The following is a 16,874-nucleotide window of genomic DNA, read 5'->3' as shown; positions in this document are numbered from 1 at the left end:
GCAATAGTTGCCGTATGCGCACATAGTTGCCTACTAAGTGCGATAGGTAGGAAAAAGATTCCTAAAAAGAGAGCCTCGAAAGGCTCTCGAATATTTTGGTTAATTGCTTTCTATCGGAAGAGTGATAGCACCGACTGTGGAGCCTGGTTGGCAATTGAAAGCGCCTGTAGACCAAGCTGCTGACGTACCTGAAGTGACTGCAGGTTCGCACTTGTTTCAGCTAGGTCTGCATCAACGAGGTTACCAATGCCAACTTCAATTGAATCAGAAAGTGAGTTCACAAAATTCTGCTGAAGTTCAACGCGGTTTGCACCAGAACCAAGAGCAGAAAGAGCTGTGTTTACATTTTCAATAGAAGTTTCAATATCAGCAACTGCTGCAGAAGCTAGATCTTGAGTAGAAATGTCCTGTGTTGCAGAAATTGCTACGTTTGTACCTGTTAGGGACAGGTCCTGCGCAGCAATTGTAATTGTATTACTGCCTGTATCGTTTGTAATGGCAATAATTGCATCACCGCCGTTTTGAACGGCATTTGTGCCGTTAAATTCAGCGTTCTGAACGATAGATGTAATCTGATCACGAAGCTGCTCAAAATCGTCGTTCAAAGATGTACGGCTTGCGTCGTCAAGGCCGTTATCTTTAGCCGCAACGGCTTTCTCTTTAAGTTCGATAAGAAGATCAGATACGGCTTCACCAGCAGCAATCGCAACATCAAGAGACGATTGAGCACGATCTAGAGAGGAGGAAACAGCTTGAAGGCCAGAAACTTCACCCCGTAGTGTTTGTGCAATAGCGAATGTTGCAGCATCATCTTTTGCAGAACTTACGCGCAGACCAGTGTTAATTTGAGTTTGAGTAGTTGTCAGCTCTGATTGAGTCTGATTAAGGTTTTGCAGGGCGGCAAATGCACCTGCATTGGTGTTTACTGAAAACGCCATTTTGTATCTCCATTCTGAGAATATGTTGCCCTAGCTTTTTGCCGGGGGAAGCCTTTTGCTTCATCTTTGACTATACAGATAATCTACTGATGTGTACATAAAAACATCTAAAAAACTTCAGCTTTTCTGCGATTTTTCTTTTCTTCAACCTATTCTTAGGTGTGAGAAAAGAAGCTATGGCGAAAGGCGGCTTAGCTGGCTCATGCAAGTAGATTGTTTCTGTAATTAAAAGGCCCCGAAGGGCCTTTGGCTAAATTAGATTCTGGCGACTATCGGAAGAGCGATAGTACTGACTGAGGGGCCTGGTTGGCAATCGAAAGTGCCTGAAGACCAAGCTGCTGCCGTACCTGAAGCGACTGCAGGTTCGCACTTGTTTCAGCAAGATCGGCATCAACTAGGTTACCAATACCAACTTCAATGGAGTCAGAAAGCTGATTCACAAAGTTCTGCTGAAGTTCAACGCGGTTTGCACCGGAACCAAGAGCAGAAAGTGCAGTGTTTACATTCTGAATAGAGCTTTCGATGTTGGCAACCGCCACGGAAGCAGCGTCCTGAGTACCAATTGTTTGTGCTGTACCAATTGTTACGTTTGCACCGCCGAGTGAAAGATCCTGGGCTGCAATAGTAATTGTGTTACTGCCTGTATCGTTGGTAATCGCAACAATTGCATCGCCGCTGCTTTCTACGGCATTCGTACCGTTAAATTCAGCGTTCTGTACAATTGATGTAATTTGGTCACGAAGCTGTTGGAAGTCATCGTTCAGTGACGTACGGCTTGCTGTATCAAGGCCATTATCTTTAGCTGCAACCGCTTTCTCTTTAAGTTCAATAAGAAGATCAGACACGGCTTCACCAGCTGCAATTGCAACATCAAGAGATGATTGAGCACGATCTAGAGAGGAGGAAACAGCTTGAAGGCCAGAAACTTCGCCACGCAGAGTTTGTGCAATAGCGAATGTTGCAGCATCATCTTTTGCAGAACTTACGCGAAGACCAGTATTAATTTGAGTTTGAGTAGTTGTCAGCTCTGATTGAGTCTGATTAAGGTTTTGCAGGGCAGCAAACGCACCTGCATTGGTGTTTACGGAAAACGCCATTTTGTATCTCCATTCTGAGAATATGTTGCCCTAGCTTTTTGCCGGGGGAAGCCTTTTGCTTCGAAAACAATACAGCATTTGTTGTGCCAACTTTAAATTATGGTATGAAATCGTTTAATTTCAATTATTTATGTATATTTTTGTTAAAACTTTAGGTAAAAACCATGTAGGAAAAAAATACCTATTCGTGCAATAATTGCCTAGGCGAGGGGAAATTTTTTCCATAGAAAAAGGCCCCGTGGGGCCTTTACTAATGTTGCTTAATTTAAATTGGATTACCTGAATAGACCAAGTACTGTCGATGGGGCCTGATTGGCGATCGAAAGCGCCTGAAGACCCAGCTGCTGTCGTACCTGAAGTGATTGCAGGTTAGCACTTGTTTCAGCAAGGTCTGCATCAACAAGGTTACCAATACCAACTTCAATCGCATCTGAAAGCTGATTTACAAATGTTTGCTGCAGTTCAATCCGGCTTGAGCCTGAACCCAGTGCGGATAGAGCAGTGTTTACATTTTGAATTGAGCTTTCGATGTTAGCAACTGCTACAGAGGCTGCATCTTGAGTTCCGATGGACTGAGCAGCACCAATTGTTACGTTTGCACCACCCAGGGAAAGATCCTGCGCTGCAATCGTAATAGTGTTACTGCCTGTGTCGTTTGTAATTGCAACAACTGCGTCACCACTGCTTTCAACAACATTTGTGCCGTTGAATTCAGCGTTTTGTACAATTGATGTAATTTGGTCACGAAGCTGTTGGAAGTCATCGTTCAAAGAGTTACGGCTTGCAGTGTCTAGGCCACTGTCTTTTGCTGCAACTGCTTTTTCTTTCAGTTCAATCAACAGATCAGATACTGCTTCGCCAGCCGCAATCGCAACGTCCAGAGTGGACTGAGCACGGTCAAGGGAAGAAGATACCGCCTGAAGACCAGAAACTTCACCGCGCAGTGTTTGCGCAATAGCGAAAGTCGCCGCATCATCTTTTGCAGAACTTACCCGAAGGCCGGTATTAATCTGTGTTTGAGTTGTTCTCAGCTCTGATTGAGTCTGATTCAAATTTTGCAGGGCGGCAAATGCACCTGCATTGGTGTTTACAGAAAACGCCATTTTTTATCTCCATTCTGAGATTATGAATTTCCAGCATTTTGCTGGTGAGGTTTCACCTCAGGAAGATGACATGCAATTATCAGGCCGTTTATGAAGGCGAGTGATTGTTATTTATCTAGTTGATTTTAAATGAAAAAATTAAAAATTAACTTTTTAGTAACAACTTTAGGAATAGGCAATTTTTGCTGAATAAGGAAAAAAGTGCCGCCAAGGTGGGCAGCTTTTGCGCAGGTGTACCGAGCGGGCGAACCCGCTCGGTGGGCCAGTATTTTACTGGAATAGGCTTAATACAGACTGCGGTGCCTGGTTGGCAATTGAAAGCGCCTGCAGACCTAGCTGCTGCTGAACCTGCAGTGATTGCAGTTCAGCGGAAGATTCCGCTAGATCGGCATCAACTAGGTTACCGATACCAATTTCAATGGTATCTGATAGTTGTGAAACAAAGTTTTTCTGTAGCTCTAGGCGATTTGCGTTAGAGCCAAGATTAGAAAGAACTGAGTTTACATTCTGAATTGAGCTTTCAATGTTATCAACAGCAACGGACGCAAGTGCTGCAGTATTGATCTGTTGAGCAACTGTAAGAGAAACGTTGGAGCCGGATAGCGATAGGTTTTGAGGCGCTACGCTAATTTGGCTGGAGCCATCGTCATTTGTGATCGCGATGATCGGGTCACCATTGTTTTCAACAGCGTTAGTACCGTTGAATTCAGCGTTGTTTACGATCGAAGAAATTTGATCACGTAACTGAATGAAGTCGTTGTTTAGAGATGAACGACTAGCAGTGTCGAGGCCAGCGTCTTTGGCTGCAACGGCTTTTTCTTTCAGTTCGATCAAGAGATCAGAAACGGCTTCACCTGCAGCAATCGCGACATCGATGGTTGATAGTGCGCGATCAATGGAGGCGCTAGCTGCAGACAGACCAGCATTCTCAGCGCGCAATGATTGCGCGATGGCGTATACTGCTGAATTGTCTTTTGCGCTAGACACATTAAGTCCTGTGTTAATTTGAGTCTGAATAGTACTCAACCTCGCATTAGTGCCGTTCAAGTTTTGAAGTGCAGATAATGCAGAGGCGTTTGTGTTAACTGAAAAAGCCATTGGGTGTCTCCTTTTGAGAATTTCGTGAGCCTTTTGCTCTGCATCAGCTAATGGCAATAGATGTGCCAATCGTAATGCATTGAAATATAATGCTTATTTCAAAAGGGTGCAGTTTCTTAATACTAGAGGGGTAAAAACTGCCGGAAATAGTTGCCGAAGCGGAAGGAAGTACCCAAAAAAAGAGCCCCGGAGGGCTCTTCGTTTGTTTACGTGAAAATGAGCTTATCTAAATAGGCCCAAGACTGTAGACGGTGCCTGATTGGCAATCGAAAGTGCCTGAAGGCCAAGCTGCTGTCTTACTTGAAGTGACTGAAGGTTCGCACTTGTTTCAGCGAGGTCAGCGTCAACAAGGTTACCGATACCGACTTCAATGGAGTCAGAAAGAGAGTTCACAAAGTTCTGTTGAAGTTCAATTCGGCTAGAACCTGAACCTAAAGCGGAAAGTGAAGTGTTCACATTCGCAATAGAAGCTTCGATTTTTGTAACCGCATCAGCTGCAAGCGTTGCCGTACTAATTTCCTGAGAAGAGGTAATTGTGACATTAGCGCTTGAAAGAGAGAGGTCTTGTGCAGCAATGGTAATGGTGTTGCTGCCAGTGTCGTTGGTAATTGCAACAACGGCATCCCCGCCAGAATTTACTACATTGGTACCGTTGAATTCAGCATTCTGTACGATAGATGTAATCTGATCGCGAAGCTGCTCGAAGTCATCGTTCAAAGAATTACGGCTTGATGCATCTAGACCGGAGTCTTTCGCTGCAACAGCTTTTTCTTTGAGTTCAATTAATAGGTCAGACACAGCTTCGCCTGCCGCGATTGCCACGTCTAGTGTGGACTGTGCGCGATCAAGAGAAGAAGACACTGCCTGAAGGCCAGAAACTTCGCCGCGCAGAGTTTGCGCGATTGCGAAGGTCGCAGCATCATCTTTAGCAGAGGCGACCCTTAGGCCGGTATTAATTTGTGTTTGAGTTGTCCTCAGCTCTGATTGAGTCTGATTCAAATTTTGCAGGGCGGCAAACGCACCTGCGTTGGTGTTTACAGAAAACGCCATTTTTCATCTCCATTCTGAGAGTTTTGGCGGACTTTTTGTCCTTGGCCGCATTTTGCAACCAAACCCATAGATGCATATTTTATGCCATACGGTTGTTTTTTTGGGGAGATGGATAAGTGGCTGATATCTTTAAACTTTTTATTTAACGAAACATGTCGGTAGGCAGAATTTTCCTACATTCACGCAATCGGTTTGGTTTGCTATAGGTATTTATTTCCTGAAAGGTGGAAAAAAATACCTACTTAATGGCTATAGTGTAGAATTTACGGTGGTGGGTGCTGAGCTTTCAGCTTGCGCTTGTGCTTGAAGTTTAGCTTGGTCAGCTAACCCTTCCATGATGGTGCGATTGATGTTGATGAGATCATCGATTTTCGCTTGTTTGCGCATTACTTTTGAGGAGTGCTTCGAGACCCAAATGGAAAGAGATATAATATTCGCACGTAGTTGAGGGGGGAGTTGATTGCCCTTTGCTCCGCAATCTGAAGCAAAAACTGACCAAACTCTTCTATTCCAGTCCAGAGCCTCCACAAGCTGAACGCCGCTGTATTCGTTGTCTTTAGCTGTCATAAGGGCATTGGTAACCTGCGCAAGAAGTCTGTACTCAGTTTGACTTGCTGACTCAGTCTTGGTTTGCGCTGTTTTATAAGCTTGGTATGACATACTACACCGGAACTCGTTTGCTAATGCAGGCTCTTATTCCTGCACATTCAACCTACTTGTTTCAAAAGCTAACAGCTTTTTACAGTTCATTAAAGCGCGATAGAAGTTCTTTTCCATCACATCTTTGCTAATCTTAACGCAGAGATCGATAGCTTCAGGAGTTGTAATAACTGCCATGAATTCTGTCATTCTCTTCATAAACTCTTCATAGTACGTATCAGTCTTTTGCTGATCCATATACATTAGCATGATTGGGAAATAGATGCGGCGCGCCGGCGTGTCTACTTCATCTTCCTGCATAATATCTTTTTCGCGTAAAATTGATGCCTTGTTATGAACGATCAATGTTGTACGTCTGTCTGCATTAGCAATAACTGCGCCATTTATGACGAGTTTTTCGTCTGGTTTTAACGACAGCTTCAGTGCCATACATGCCTCCCCGGAGCTATTTCTGCCCGTTAGAAATCCAATAAATCAGAATAAAGTAAACTAAGTCTTTATATCATAAGGAATTATGATTTGAAAAGGCTAGTGTTTTCTTGGCATTTGCCTTGCAGTAAAGGTAAGTTAAAGCAAATATGGTGACTAAATCGTTAGGATTTGGGAGAAAATATCCGGTTGGTTGGTAGTTTGTGCCGGGTAGGGAGATAGAATATGCAGCCTGCAAACATGACGGATCTTGAGAAAGCTAACGAGCAGAGCGAAAGTCCTATTGGGCTAAAGCCAGACCCGCTGGCTGCCGCAGGTTTGCAAGTGCCAGATTTATTGGGGGGAAGAGATTTTTCCTCAGTTATTGGTGGAATTTCAAGAGAAATCGTTGCTGATGATACTGCTTCAAAGCCTCTAACTCCCAAACAGGCTAATGCTCTACAGAAAACCCTTAATAATGGCCGAAAGCTGGTTGAAAAAAATCGTTTTGACCAAGCTCTGGTCCATTTCCTGGAAGCCTGGGATTATCTGCCCAATGATCTAGATTTGCTTACCGTGATTGCCCATTGCCTCAATCACCTTGGAGTGCGAGATAAAGCGATACTAGTTATTGAGAGAGCACTTAAACATCATACGCCCACGCCTGATATTGTGTCTGTTATTATGAACTTGGCATTGAATATGCGAATTTATGATGTGGCGGTGAAAATTGGTAATATTCTTGTTAGTATGGAGCCACGAGAATCGCGTCATTATGTGAACTTGGCCACTGCATACTCTGCTGAAGAACGTTATGATGAAAGCATCGAGATGTTGCAGCAGGTTATACCTGTTTTTCCAGAGAGCTCTGATTTATGGAATGTACTCGCAACGCAGGTGAGGGCAAGAGATGGTGCGGAAGAAAGCGTTGTTTTCTTTCAGGAGGCTATACGTCTTAACCCTGGGGACTTTAAAATATATAGCAACCTTGCAATGAGCTATACCCAGATGGGGAAATTTCCAAAGGCGATTGAGGCGGACAGGAAATCAATTGAGCTTAATCCGCATTCACCTGAGCCACAATTGGGGCTGGCCGTTCTTTTGTTCATGATCGGAGATTTGCAGGAAGCCTGGAAATATTATGAGGCAAGATACTCTCCGATGAGAGATAGCAATCAGACGCAGATTTATACCCATAACATTCCTGAATGGCAAGGTGAGAGCCTTAAAGGCAAAAAGCTGTTTCTAGCCGCAGAGCAAGGAATTGGTGATGAAGTGATGTGGGGTAACCATTTTCGGGAATTAGAGAAACAAGCAGACCAGATTATAATTGGTTGTGAACCTCGTTTGGCGAGTATCTATGAAAGATCATATCCTAATGCCATTGTTTCTCCTTTGGCAGATGTGGTTACGCAAGGGTACCGCTATCGTAGTTTTCCTAAAATGCAGAAGATGATGAAAGACGGAGAGTTAGAGATTGATTACTCTGTCCCGTTAGCTAGTGCTCCTAGGTACAACTGGAAGACTTCTGAAGATGTTAAGTATGCTGGCCAACCAAGCCTGATACCTGATCCGGAACTTGTTGAGAAATTTGCTAAGCGTTTTAAAAAATTGGGCAATAAACCTAAGGTGGGTCTTGCCTGGAGAAGTGGTATTCTTAACAAGAAACGGAGTTATTTATATTGCTCAGCTAAGCATTTGGGGCCGGTCATGGCGCTTAAAGATCATGTTGAGTTTGTGAATTTACAATATGGTGATTGTGAAGAAGAGCTCAAGCAAATGAAAGAGCTATATGGTGTTGATGTCCATCAGTTTGAAGACGTTAACCTTAAGCAGGATATTGAAGCCAACTTAGCGATTATGACGAACTGTGATTTGGTGCTTTCAAGTACTTCAGCGCCGGGTATTTTTGCCATGTCGTGTGGGTGTCCAACAATATTGATGTCGCTTTATGAAATTTGGTGGAGCTTCGGGGTTGGTGATGGCAGTGATGCAGTATTCGTGAAAGATGCTAAAGTTGTTCATGGCGATACGTGGCCTGAGATTTTGGAGAAAACAGGAAAAGCTGTGCGCGAAAAGTTGAATTTATAGAGATATTTATGTCATTTTTTATATCAGAGGTTTCCAGCAATCATGCTCAAAATATCGAGCGCGCCAAAGAGTTTATTCGGCGTTCTGCTGAAATTGGCTGTGATGCTGTTAAGTTTCAGCTTTTTAAAATTGATGAATTATTCGCTCCAGAAATTCTCTCTCGTAGCAAAGAGCACCAGAGACGGAGAAACTGGGAGCTTCCACTGGAATTTCTTCCTGAATTGAAGGCTGAGTGTGACCGGCATGATATACAGTTTTCCTGTACGCCTTTCTATCTCAAGGCTGTGGAAGAGTTGAAGCCCTATGTAGACTTTTATAAAATCGCATCTTATGAGCTTCCTTGGGATGATCTGATCATTGCTTGTGCGTGCACGGGGAAGCCCCTAATTCTTTCAACTGGGATGGCCACGTTGGAAGAGGTGCTGCATGCGGTAAATGTTTTTAATACTGCAGGTGGGGCGGAATTGACTTTATTGCACTGTGTCTCCGGGTATCCAGCACCTCCAGAAAGCTGTAATTTATCGGCCATTAAGACCATACGTGAAGCCGCAGGGGCGCGTGTGGGTTGGTCTGATCATAGCCGGGACCCAGGTATTATAAGCCGAGCAATTGATCGCTACGATGCATCTGTAATTGAGTTTCATATTGATCTTGATGAAAACGGTGCGGAATACCAAGCGGGGCATTGTTGGTTGCCAGATGAAATTGCACCGCTCATATCTGCGCAAAAACGTTTAGCACTTGCTGACGGAGATGGTGTGAAAACTCCAACGGCAGCAGAAATAGCGGATAGGCCTTGGCGAGCTGATCCTTCTGATGGTCTTCGTCCAACAAAAGCCGTGAGGTTGGAATGGCAGAAAAAGTAGTTGCCATTGTAGGGGCGAGATTGAATTCTTCGCGGTTACCGAAAAAGCATCTTTTACCGCTAGCCGGAAGGCCTCTTATCTCTCATATCTTTGAACGTTTGGATAATGTGAAAGGGATTTCTCAGTCAGTTCTGGCTACCACATCTGATGGCTACAACCTGCCGATTAGAGATTGGGCGAAAGAAGAGGGTAGAGATTGTTTTGCGTTTTCAGGCGATGTGAATGATTTGGTCGGGCGAGTTGATGCGGTCACTCAAGCGTATAAGGCAGATATCATTTTATATGTATGCGGAGATTGCCCTCTTATAGAACCTGAAACAATCTCTCGCATGCTTGAGGCCGTAATAACAGATGATGAAGTTGATATAGTCCAATTATTGTCGGGGGATAGTGGTTTCAAGAATATCCATGAAGGCTTCGATATTTACCGAAAACGTTTTTGGGACGAGATGGTTGCTGTTGCGCACGAACCGTTCGAGCGAGAGCATATTGGAGCTGTATATCATCACTTAAAAAAGGTTGAGCCGAGGAAAATCGCTAAACTTAAAGAGCCAGAAGTATTCAGTAGCCTAGAGCATAGGGTTTCCGTAGATACACCTTCAGATTACAGATTTATGAGGGAGGTATATGAACGGTGGTCAAGAAATAGCGACGGGCATAAGATTGTTGATCTGACTTGGGTAATTGAGGAGTTGGGAAGAGATAAGGAGCTTGCGTCTATTAATGTTGATGTAAGGCAAAAGAAGATTAGGGATACCTCTGTCGCAATTACGATCCTAACAGAAGTTGGCCAAGAGGTTGGCCTCGGGCATTTAATGCGTTCGCTGGCTGCTGCCGGCGCACTACAGGATTACTTGAGTGCAAAGGTGGAGATAATAATCCGCGGGGAACCTCTGGATTTGGATGAACTCGCATTGGTTCCTCATGTGTGGGTGGATGATTTCACCGGCGAGTTTTTGGAACAGAAGATCAAGGAAACAGAAGTTTTCATTTTTGATTTAAAGAAAATGCCCGATGACGTGGTGGAGCATTTTAAACAGAGTGAGAGTTCTTGCAAAACAATAGGTATAGATTTTGATGCGCAGTTTGACGACTTTTTTGATTTAGTTTGGATCCCGTCGTTTTATGTCGATCCAGCACGGATATCTCGGTATGCAGCCAAAATCTGTTATGGTTGGGATAGTTATTTATTGAGACGTGTAGGCGCCTCCCAAAGTATAGTTGCAGATGTTCAATCTCTGTTGGTTCTTACTGGGGGAAGTGATACTGCAGAATTAGGTAGTTATTTGCCTGAAAGATTGTTGTCGCAACTTGGCTCAGATATACAGCATACTTGGCTGAAAGGGGCTTATGCTTCCGCACCGGAAGTTCCGGAGAAAGAAAAGAGAATAGACGTCGTTGAGGCACCTGCAGATGTGCTGAAACTTATTACGGAACATGATGCTATTTTCTCTGTATACGGTGTTAGTTTCTTTGAGGCTATTTATGCAGGTAAGCCTGCCTACACGTTTGATGCCGTTGGTGCTGCGTTACCCGAGGAATGGGAAGCTTTAAAAGAACACCTCCCTGATTTTGTGTTTGATAGTGCTGAAGAGGCTCTGGCGGCTATTGCGACTAAAAAATCAAATTCTATAGAGGCCTTAAAGTCCGTGACAAATGAGATACGTAAAGGAGCACAGAGGTTTGCATCTGAAATTCAGAACAGATTTCTTAGCTGACAGGACAGTTTTATGAGCAATTGTAATGCAAAGAACAGTTTAAACTGCTGGGGAGAAAAACTTGATGATGTCGTTATGGATTGTCAGGTTTGCGGCTATAAGCATGTTATTGAGCTGCCTTCATCAGAAGCATTAAGAAAGCTTTATGAAGAAGAATTTTATCAGAGTGATAAAAAAGAATACATAGCAGCAAGTTCCGCCGATGATAGTTGGCGTGATATTGAATTTGGTAGGCGTTACGATATTGTAGAAAAGAAGCTGTCCAATAGATCTGGTGAGCGACTAACAGCATTTGATATCGGTTGTGGTCCTGGTGATTTCCTTGCTCATGGCAAAGACCGAGGATGGGATGTGCGGGGTATTGAACCTTCCTCTGTGGCATCAAAGTATGCTCGAAGCCGGGGGCTTGATGTTCAAACTGGTTTCTTCGATGCAAATGCTGCAAATAACCTCCCGAAGTTTGATTTTGTTCATATGAGCGAGGTGTTGGAACATGTCCCTAATCCTCTTGAAGTTATTCAATTAGCCAAAGGGTTATTGAAAGAAAATGGAATTTTAACAATTTCCGTACCTAACGATTTTAGTCCTATGCAACGGGCATTGGTTGATGCTTGCGACTATAGCCCCTGGTGGGTAGTGCCGAACCATCATTTGAATTATTTTGATTTTGATAGCCTTGCTAATCTTATCGCAAAGGCTGGGTTAGATGTATTTGATAAAACTACTAACTTCCCTATGGAAATGTTTTTGCTAATGGGGCAAGCCTACACGCAGAAGCCTGATTTGGGGAGAAAACTGCATGGTTGGCGTAAGAATTTTGATCTAAATATGGCTGTAAATAAAAATGGTTTTCATGAAGATTTTTACCGTGCACTAGCGGATGTTGGTATGGGGCGGTTGGTAGTGTTGTTTGCACAGTTCCCAAATGACTAAGTTTGACGTCTTGGCCGTACTTAGTTTGGCTTAATATTTGCTTGATTAAATAGCTATTTTGCTGTGAGGGTGTTTGATATGAAAGCTTTAAGCGACTTTATGGATGCAGATGAAATTAGAGGGTTATCCTCTTTTGTTCCTAACACGCGTGAGGAATATATAAAGTTTTCTCAGCTTTCATATAATTTGAAGTTAAATACTGAAGTACCTATGACGGTTCATATTGAACCTACCAACAAATGTAATCAGACGTGTGTAATGTGTGTACACCCAGATATGCAGCGCACAGTTGGATTTGTAGAAGATGATATTGCTTATAAGGCTATTGATGAGTGTGCTGAATTTGGTGTGTACGCTGTTCATTTCTTCTTCTTTGGTGAGCCGTTTATGAACCGAAAAACTATCGACTATATCGCCTACGCTAAGCGTAAGAATATACCGGTGGTTTCTGTTACGACAAATTTAACGACTATCAAGCGTTCAGAAATAGAGCGTATGGTTACTGATGGGCTTAATTCTGTACATATCTCATTTGAAGGTTTGAACAGAGAAAAATATGCCGCTATTCGAGGTACAGACAGTTTCGATAAAGTGATTAGAAACCTTGATTACCTTAGAGAGTGTAAAGCCAAGCACGGTAGGGATAATCCTTGGATTTCAATGACATATGTCCGTACTAGTGAAACGGATGAAGAGATTGAAACTTTCAAAAATCTCTGGAAAGATAGAGTAAATAACTTCCATATTAGCCCGCAATTCGACTATATAGGCCGGGCAAAAATTCGGGAAACTCAAGGGGATGTTAATTCGGAAGGCATTATGAAGCGTTCTGATGCTGACAGATTGCCTTGCAGGCAGCTCTGGCAACGGCTTGTGGTTTTATCGAATGGCGAACTGGTTCCTTGTAGCCAGAATATTGACGGGGAATTATCAGTCGGAAATATCAGGGACATGACCATTGCTGAAGCTTGGCAGGGTGACAAGATGGCCCAATTGAGAGGGGAGCACCTAACCAATCGAATTCCGAAAGATTGTGTGTGTAGTGATTGCATAGACTGGGATTGGAGTGGGAAGGTTGATAGTCGTAAAAAACTAGGGCGTTCCAGTATAGAAAATATCCTCAAAGATGCTGATGATTGATACCTCTACGATAGAGAATGAAAATGAATATGATGAATTACCCTCTTAAAGATTTAGCTCACCAGATCCGTGTTGGTGCGGTTAAAGCCATTCATGCTGGTCGTTCGGGGCATCCGGGAGGAGCCCTCTCAATCGCAGATATGCTTGCGGTACTCTATTTTGATGTGATGAATGTTGAACCGGGTAACCCCAATTGGGCTGACCGGGACCGATTTATTCTCTCTAAAGGGCATGCATGCCCGGCGCTTTATGTGGTGTTGGCAATGCGCGGTTATTTCCCTATGGAAGAAGCATTGAAACTTCGCAAGATTGATGGTTTTGCTGAGGGGCACCCTGATGTTCGTATACCGGGAATTGATGCGCCATCAGGTTCACTTGGCATGGGGTTGAGCCAAGGACTGGGTATGGCGATGGGTGCTAAACACCTAAAGAAAGATTTTCGTACCCATGTAATCCTTGGTGATGGCGACATGCAGGAAGGCAATACGTGGGAAGCAATCATGTGTGCAGGCCATAAGGGCATGGATAATCTTGTTGCAATTTATGATGCCAATAAACTCCAAGGAGACGCTTCTGTTAAAGAGCAACTGGATATGGGAGATGTTGGTAAAAAGGTAGCGGAATTTGGTTGGCACGTAATTAATGTGGATGGGCATGATATTGATGCGCTGAAAACCGCTTTTGAAGAAGCTAAAACTACCAAAGGTAAACCGACATTTATTTATGCTGATACGGTTAAAGGGAAAGGTATTTCCTTTATGGAAAACGTTCTTATGTGGCATGGCAGTGTAACAATGACAGATGAACAGTTGGCTGACTCGCTTGCAGCTCTTGGGGAAGTGTAAGATGGCGCTCGAATATTGGAATGTTGGTGAAGAAGTTTCTGTACGCGATGCCTTCGGGCGCGTACTTGTCGATCAAGCTTCAGAGCGTGAAGACTGGGTTCTTCTGGATGCTGATGTGGCAGGAGGAACTGGTGCAAAACCGCTTGTTGGCAGTAATCCTGACCGTGTAATGCAATTTGGTATTGCAGAACAGAATATGATGGCTGCTTCCGCGGGGGTTGCAGATACAGGGTTAATTCCTGTTGTTTCCACGTTTGCGGCGTTCGGCTGTATGCGAGCGCATGAACAGTTCCGTACGGCGGTGGCTTATGCAGAACGCAATGTGAAGCTTTGTTGTTCTCATATTGGTGTAGATGTAGGACCGGACGGTGCAACAGCACAGATGTTTGAAGATATCGCTACTATGCGCGCTATTCCGAACGTAACGGTGGTTGTTCCTGCAGACGCAAATGAATTTATGCAGGCTTTCAAGGCGGTTCTTGATCATGATGGCCCAGTTTATATGCGTATTGGCCGAAGTCCTACGCCTGTGGTGTATGAAGCAAATGCTGAATTTAAAATTGGTAAAGCTAATCGTGTTCGTGAAGGATCAGATGTTACCGTGATCGCCTGCGGTGTTATGGTAGCGCGCGCTTTGAAAGCTGCTGAAATGCTGGAGGCAGAGGGTATTAGTGTGCGTGTGGTAAACCTCTCTACCATTAAGCCGATTGATGTGGATGAAGTGGTTGCTGCAGCCCGGGAAACCAGCGGTATCGTAACTGCGGAAGATCATAACATTATGGGCGGTATGGGAAGTGCGGTGGCAGAATGCCTCGCGGAACATCATCCGGCACGCGTCAAATTTATCGGGATCAAAGATGTATTTGGTAAATCTGGTGAACATGATGAACTTCCAACAATGTTTGGCATTGATGCAGATAGTGTTGCAGCAGCATGCCGCGAATTAGCAGGTAAATAAAATGGACCTCAAAGGTAAAATTGCCCTGATAACTGGTGGTAGTCGTGGTATCGGGAAAGCAATCGTTACTGAGTATGTTAAAGAAGGCGCTGAGGTATATTTTACCTATTCATCGAATGATGCAGCCGCCAAAGAAACATGTTCAGAAATTGGCCTTGGTGAAGGGCGAGCGTTTAAAGCAGATGTACGTGACCGTGAGGCGCTTAAAAATGTGTTCAACACGATTGAAGCTGCACATGGGCAACTTGATGTTTTGGTAAATAATGCTGGGATTAATAACCCAACAGATTTTGACCAGATCACTGATGAAGATTGGGATGAAATTCTTGGCGTTAATCTGAAGGGCCCATTTGTTGTAACGCAAGAAGCGCTTGGCCTGCTTCGTAAATCCGGTAACGCAAGTGTTGTGCATATTGGTTCTGTTTCTGGCCAGTATGGTGGGCCACGCACCGCACATTATGCTGCAAGTAAAGCGGGTTTGATTTCGCTCGGGCAGGTGATTGCAAGATTCCTTGCTGACGATGGCATTCGTAGCAATACATTGGCTGCCGGACTTGTGGCATCGGAAATGGCTGAGAATGCTATGAATAGCCCGGCTGTTAAAGCAGCTGCGGAGCAGGTGGTTATGAAGCGTTTTGCAACTACGGAAGAAGTGGCCAAAACCGCCGTTTTTCTTGGAAGTGACAAATCAAGTTATATAACAGCTCAGACAATTAACGTTAACGGTGGTCTGTATTTTTAGATGACGAATGACGTGAAACGTTTACTGGTTTTAGGCGGTGGTCGTCAGGCTGCGGAAGGATTGAAAGACTTACAGCAAAAGGGCTTTCATCTTGTTGTTTGTGATATGGATGAAAATGCTCCCGGGTTTGCTTTTGCGGAAGATAAAATTATCGCAAGTGTTTACCACTTGGAAGTATGTTTACCGGCGGTGTTAGCTTATCACGCTGAAAAACCGATAAGTGGTGTTATGTGCCTGGCATGTGATGTGCCGCATATTGTTGCTGCAATCGCTGAAAAACTTGATTTACCCGGTAACTCTCTGGAAACAGCTCACCGCGCTGTGGATAAACTTGCGATGAAGGACAAATTTGTTGCAGACGGTGTGCCTGTGCCTGAGTACAGGCAGGTTGAAAGCACAAGCGAACTTCGAAGTTTACGTTCTGAATGGCAGGGGCTTGTTGTCAAGCCGGTGGATAGCCGAGGGTCAAAAGGGGTTTCTGTTTTAGACCAAAATGGTGATGCTGATTGGGCATTTGAGAACGCGAGACAAAACTCTCCATCTGGCCGAGTAATGGCTGAGCGTTACTTGGAAGGGCCACAGGTTAGTACGGAATCTGTTGTTATTAAAGGCAAGGCTATTACGCCTGCGCTATCCGACAGAAGTTATGAGTTTCTCGATAAATATCATCCGTTTATTGTGGAAAACGGCGGCACGATGCCTTCAGCTTTGCCTGAAGCTATAACTGAAAAAATAGAAACCTTGGTTTCGCATGCTGCAATAAGTTTGGGTGTGGAAAACGGTATTGTGAAAGGTGATATCGTTGTTCATGAAAATGAGCCTTACGTTATTGAATTGGCTGCCAGGTTATCGGGTGGGTACTTCTGTACTCATCAAATTCCGTTTTCTACGGGAATTCATTTGGTTGAAGCAGCTGCAAGAACGGCTCTTGGCGAAGATTTAGATCCTTCTGAGTGGAATAATGAACCAAAGTGTCCGGTTAGTACGCGGTGGTGTATGGTTGATGAGGGAACTCTTCTGAGTTTCGAAGAACCAGAAAAAATTCGAGCAATGAAAAATGTGTTAGCTTTTGAAACTTGGGTAAGCCCTGGTTCTTATATTGATAGGCCTCAAAACGCAGCGGCTTCTATTGCTATGGTACAAGCAACAGGTGCTTCATATTCTGAAGCTGTTAAAAATGCAGAAAACGCGTTATTAGAGTTTAATCCGATTATTCAGAAACAATAA

16 protein-coding genes are annotated in these 16,874 nt (G+C 43.9%); 9 read left to right on the top strand and 7 right to left on the bottom strand.

Annotated features, from left to right (window positions below):
* Positions 1-110 precede the first annotated feature (110 nt).
* The 7 genes from MF542_RS13605 to flbT all read right to left on the bottom strand — a co-directional run bounded on the left by MF542_RS13605 (position 111) and on the right by flbT (position 6,375).
* Positions 111-938 (bottom strand): flagellin, encoded by an 828-nt coding sequence (locus MF542_RS13605; protein WP_247020381.1) that lies wholly within the window; start codon positions 936-938, stop codon positions 111-113.
* A gap of 269 nt (positions 939-1,207) precedes the next feature.
* Positions 1,208-2,035, bottom strand: a complete 828-nt coding sequence (locus tag MF542_RS13600; protein ID WP_247020379.1) for a flagellin — start codon at positions 2,033-2,035, stop codon at positions 1,208-1,210.
* Positions 2,036-2,310: 275 nt separating this feature from the next.
* Entirely contained in the window at positions 2,311-3,138 is an 828-nt protein-coding gene (locus MF542_RS13595) for a flagellin (RefSeq protein WP_247020377.1), read from the bottom strand.
* Positions 3,139-3,408: 270 nt separating this feature from the next.
* A complete protein-coding gene (locus MF542_RS13590; RefSeq protein WP_247020375.1) occupies positions 3,409-4,236 on the bottom strand; it encodes a flagellin in 828 nt (275 codons plus the stop codon).
* Between the two features lie 222 nt (positions 4,237-4,458).
* Positions 4,459-5,286 carry a flagellin gene (locus MF542_RS13585; protein ID WP_247020373.1) on the bottom strand — a complete coding sequence of 276 codons (828 nt, stop codon included), beginning with the start codon at positions 5,284-5,286 and terminating at the stop codon, positions 4,459-4,461.
* A 249-nt stretch (positions 5,287-5,535) separates the two neighbouring features.
* Positions 5,536-5,946: a flagellar biosynthesis regulator FlaF gene (gene flaF, locus MF542_RS13580; protein WP_247020371.1), complete on the bottom strand. Its 411-nt coding sequence runs from the start codon at positions 5,944-5,946 to the stop codon at positions 5,536-5,538.
* 33 nt (positions 5,947-5,979) lie between these two features.
* Positions 5,980-6,375 carry a flagellar biosynthesis repressor FlbT gene (gene flbT / locus MF542_RS13575; RefSeq protein ID WP_247020369.1) on the bottom strand — a complete coding sequence of 132 codons (396 nt, stop codon included), beginning with the start codon at positions 6,373-6,375 and terminating at the stop codon, positions 5,980-5,982.
* Between the two features lie 225 nt (positions 6,376-6,600).
* Here flbT and MF542_RS13570 point away from each other — a divergent pair, with 225 nt between their 5' ends.
* The 9 genes from MF542_RS13570 to MF542_RS13530 all read left to right on the top strand — a co-directional run bounded on the left by MF542_RS13570 (position 6,601) and on the right by MF542_RS13530 (position 16,874).
* Positions 6,601-8,445 (top strand): tetratricopeptide repeat protein, encoded by a 1,845-nt coding sequence (locus MF542_RS13570; protein ID WP_247020367.1) that lies wholly within the window; start codon positions 6,601-6,603, stop codon positions 8,443-8,445.
* A gap of 8 nt (positions 8,446-8,453) precedes the next feature.
* Entirely contained in the window at positions 8,454-9,311 is an 858-nt protein-coding gene (locus MF542_RS13565; protein ID WP_247020365.1) for an N-acetylneuraminate synthase family protein, read from the top strand.
* Positions 9,296-11,029: a cytidylyltransferase domain-containing protein gene (locus MF542_RS13560; protein ID WP_247020363.1), complete on the top strand. Its 1,734-nt coding sequence runs from the start codon at positions 9,296-9,298 to the stop codon at positions 11,027-11,029. The genes MF542_RS13565 and MF542_RS13560 overlap by 16 nt, the downstream gene beginning before the upstream one ends.
* A 12-nt stretch (positions 11,030-11,041) precedes the next feature.
* Positions 11,042-11,962: a class I SAM-dependent methyltransferase gene (locus MF542_RS13555; protein WP_247020361.1), complete on the top strand. Its 921-nt coding sequence runs from the start codon at positions 11,042-11,044 to the stop codon at positions 11,960-11,962.
* Positions 11,963-12,040: 78 nt separating this feature from the next.
* Positions 12,041-13,102, top strand: a complete 1,062-nt coding sequence (locus MF542_RS13550) for a radical SAM protein (RefSeq protein ID WP_247020359.1) — start codon at positions 12,041-12,043, stop codon at positions 13,100-13,102.
* Between the two features lie 29 nt (positions 13,103-13,131).
* Positions 13,132-13,947: a transketolase gene (locus MF542_RS13545; RefSeq protein WP_425531256.1), complete on the top strand. Its 816-nt coding sequence runs from the start codon at positions 13,132-13,134 to the stop codon at positions 13,945-13,947.
* Position 13,948: 1 nt separating this feature from the next.
* Positions 13,949-14,905: a transketolase family protein gene (locus MF542_RS13540; RefSeq protein WP_247020354.1), complete on the top strand. Its 957-nt coding sequence runs from the start codon at positions 13,949-13,951 to the stop codon at positions 14,903-14,905.
* A 1-nt stretch (position 14,906) separates the two neighbouring features.
* Positions 14,907-15,647: an SDR family NAD(P)-dependent oxidoreductase gene (locus tag MF542_RS13535; protein ID WP_247020351.1), complete on the top strand. Its 741-nt coding sequence runs from the start codon at positions 14,907-14,909 to the stop codon at positions 15,645-15,647.
* A gap of 12 nt (positions 15,648-15,659) precedes the next feature.
* Positions 15,660-16,874: an ATP-grasp domain-containing protein gene (locus MF542_RS13530; RefSeq protein WP_247020349.1), complete on the top strand. Its 1,215-nt coding sequence runs from the start codon at positions 15,660-15,662 to the stop codon at positions 16,872-16,874.

This window comes from Kordiimonas laminariae (genome assembly GCF_023008165.1).
Taxonomy (GTDB): Bacteria; Pseudomonadota; Alphaproteobacteria; order Sphingomonadales; family Kordiimonadaceae; genus Kordiimonas; species Kordiimonas laminariae.
The sequence above is the reverse complement of the archived record's forward strand: the minus strand, read 5'-3'. Positions and strand labels throughout refer to the sequence as shown.

Excerpts from the sequence above, each read along its gene's own strand:
- MF542_RS13605 (WP_247020381.1), bottom strand. The coding sequence starts at position 938 with ATGGCGTTTTCAGTAAACACCAATGCAGGTGCATTTGCCGCCCTGCAA.
- MF542_RS13600 (WP_247020379.1), bottom strand. The coding sequence starts at position 2,035 with ATGGCGTTTTCCGTAAACACCAATGCAGGTGCGTTTGCTGCCCTGCAA.
- MF542_RS13595 (WP_247020377.1), bottom strand. The coding sequence starts at position 3,138 with ATGGCGTTTTCTGTAAACACCAATGCAGGTGCATTTGCCGCCCTGCAA.
- MF542_RS13590 (WP_247020375.1), bottom strand. The coding sequence starts at position 4,236 with ATGGCTTTTTCAGTTAACACAAACGCCTCTGCATTATCTGCACTTCAA.
- MF542_RS13585 (WP_247020373.1), bottom strand. The coding sequence starts at position 5,286 with ATGGCGTTTTCTGTAAACACCAACGCAGGTGCGTTTGCCGCCCTGCAA.
- flaF (WP_247020371.1), bottom strand. The coding sequence starts at position 5,946 with ATGTCATACCAAGCTTATAAAACAGCGCAAACCAAGACTGAGTCAGCA.
- flbT (WP_247020369.1), bottom strand. The coding sequence starts at position 6,375 with ATGGCACTGAAGCTGTCGTTAAAACCAGACGAAAAACTCGTCATAAAT.
- MF542_RS13570 (WP_247020367.1), top strand. The coding sequence starts at position 6,601 with ATGCAGCCTGCAAACATGACGGATCTTGAGAAAGCTAACGAGCAGAGC.
- MF542_RS13565 (WP_247020365.1), top strand. The coding sequence starts at position 8,454 with ATGTCATTTTTTATATCAGAGGTTTCCAGCAATCATGCTCAAAATATC.
- MF542_RS13560 (WP_247020363.1), top strand. The coding sequence starts at position 9,296 with ATGGCAGAAAAAGTAGTTGCCATTGTAGGGGCGAGATTGAATTCTTCG.
- MF542_RS13555 (WP_247020361.1), top strand. The coding sequence starts at position 11,042 with ATGAGCAATTGTAATGCAAAGAACAGTTTAAACTGCTGGGGAGAAAAA.
- MF542_RS13550 (WP_247020359.1), top strand. The coding sequence starts at position 12,041 with ATGAAAGCTTTAAGCGACTTTATGGATGCAGATGAAATTAGAGGGTTA.
- MF542_RS13545 (WP_425531256.1), top strand. The coding sequence starts at position 13,132 with ATGATGAATTACCCTCTTAAAGATTTAGCTCACCAGATCCGTGTTGGT.
- MF542_RS13540 (WP_247020354.1), top strand. The coding sequence starts at position 13,949 with ATGGCGCTCGAATATTGGAATGTTGGTGAAGAAGTTTCTGTACGCGAT.
- MF542_RS13535 (WP_247020351.1), top strand. The coding sequence starts at position 14,907 with ATGGACCTCAAAGGTAAAATTGCCCTGATAACTGGTGGTAGTCGTGGT.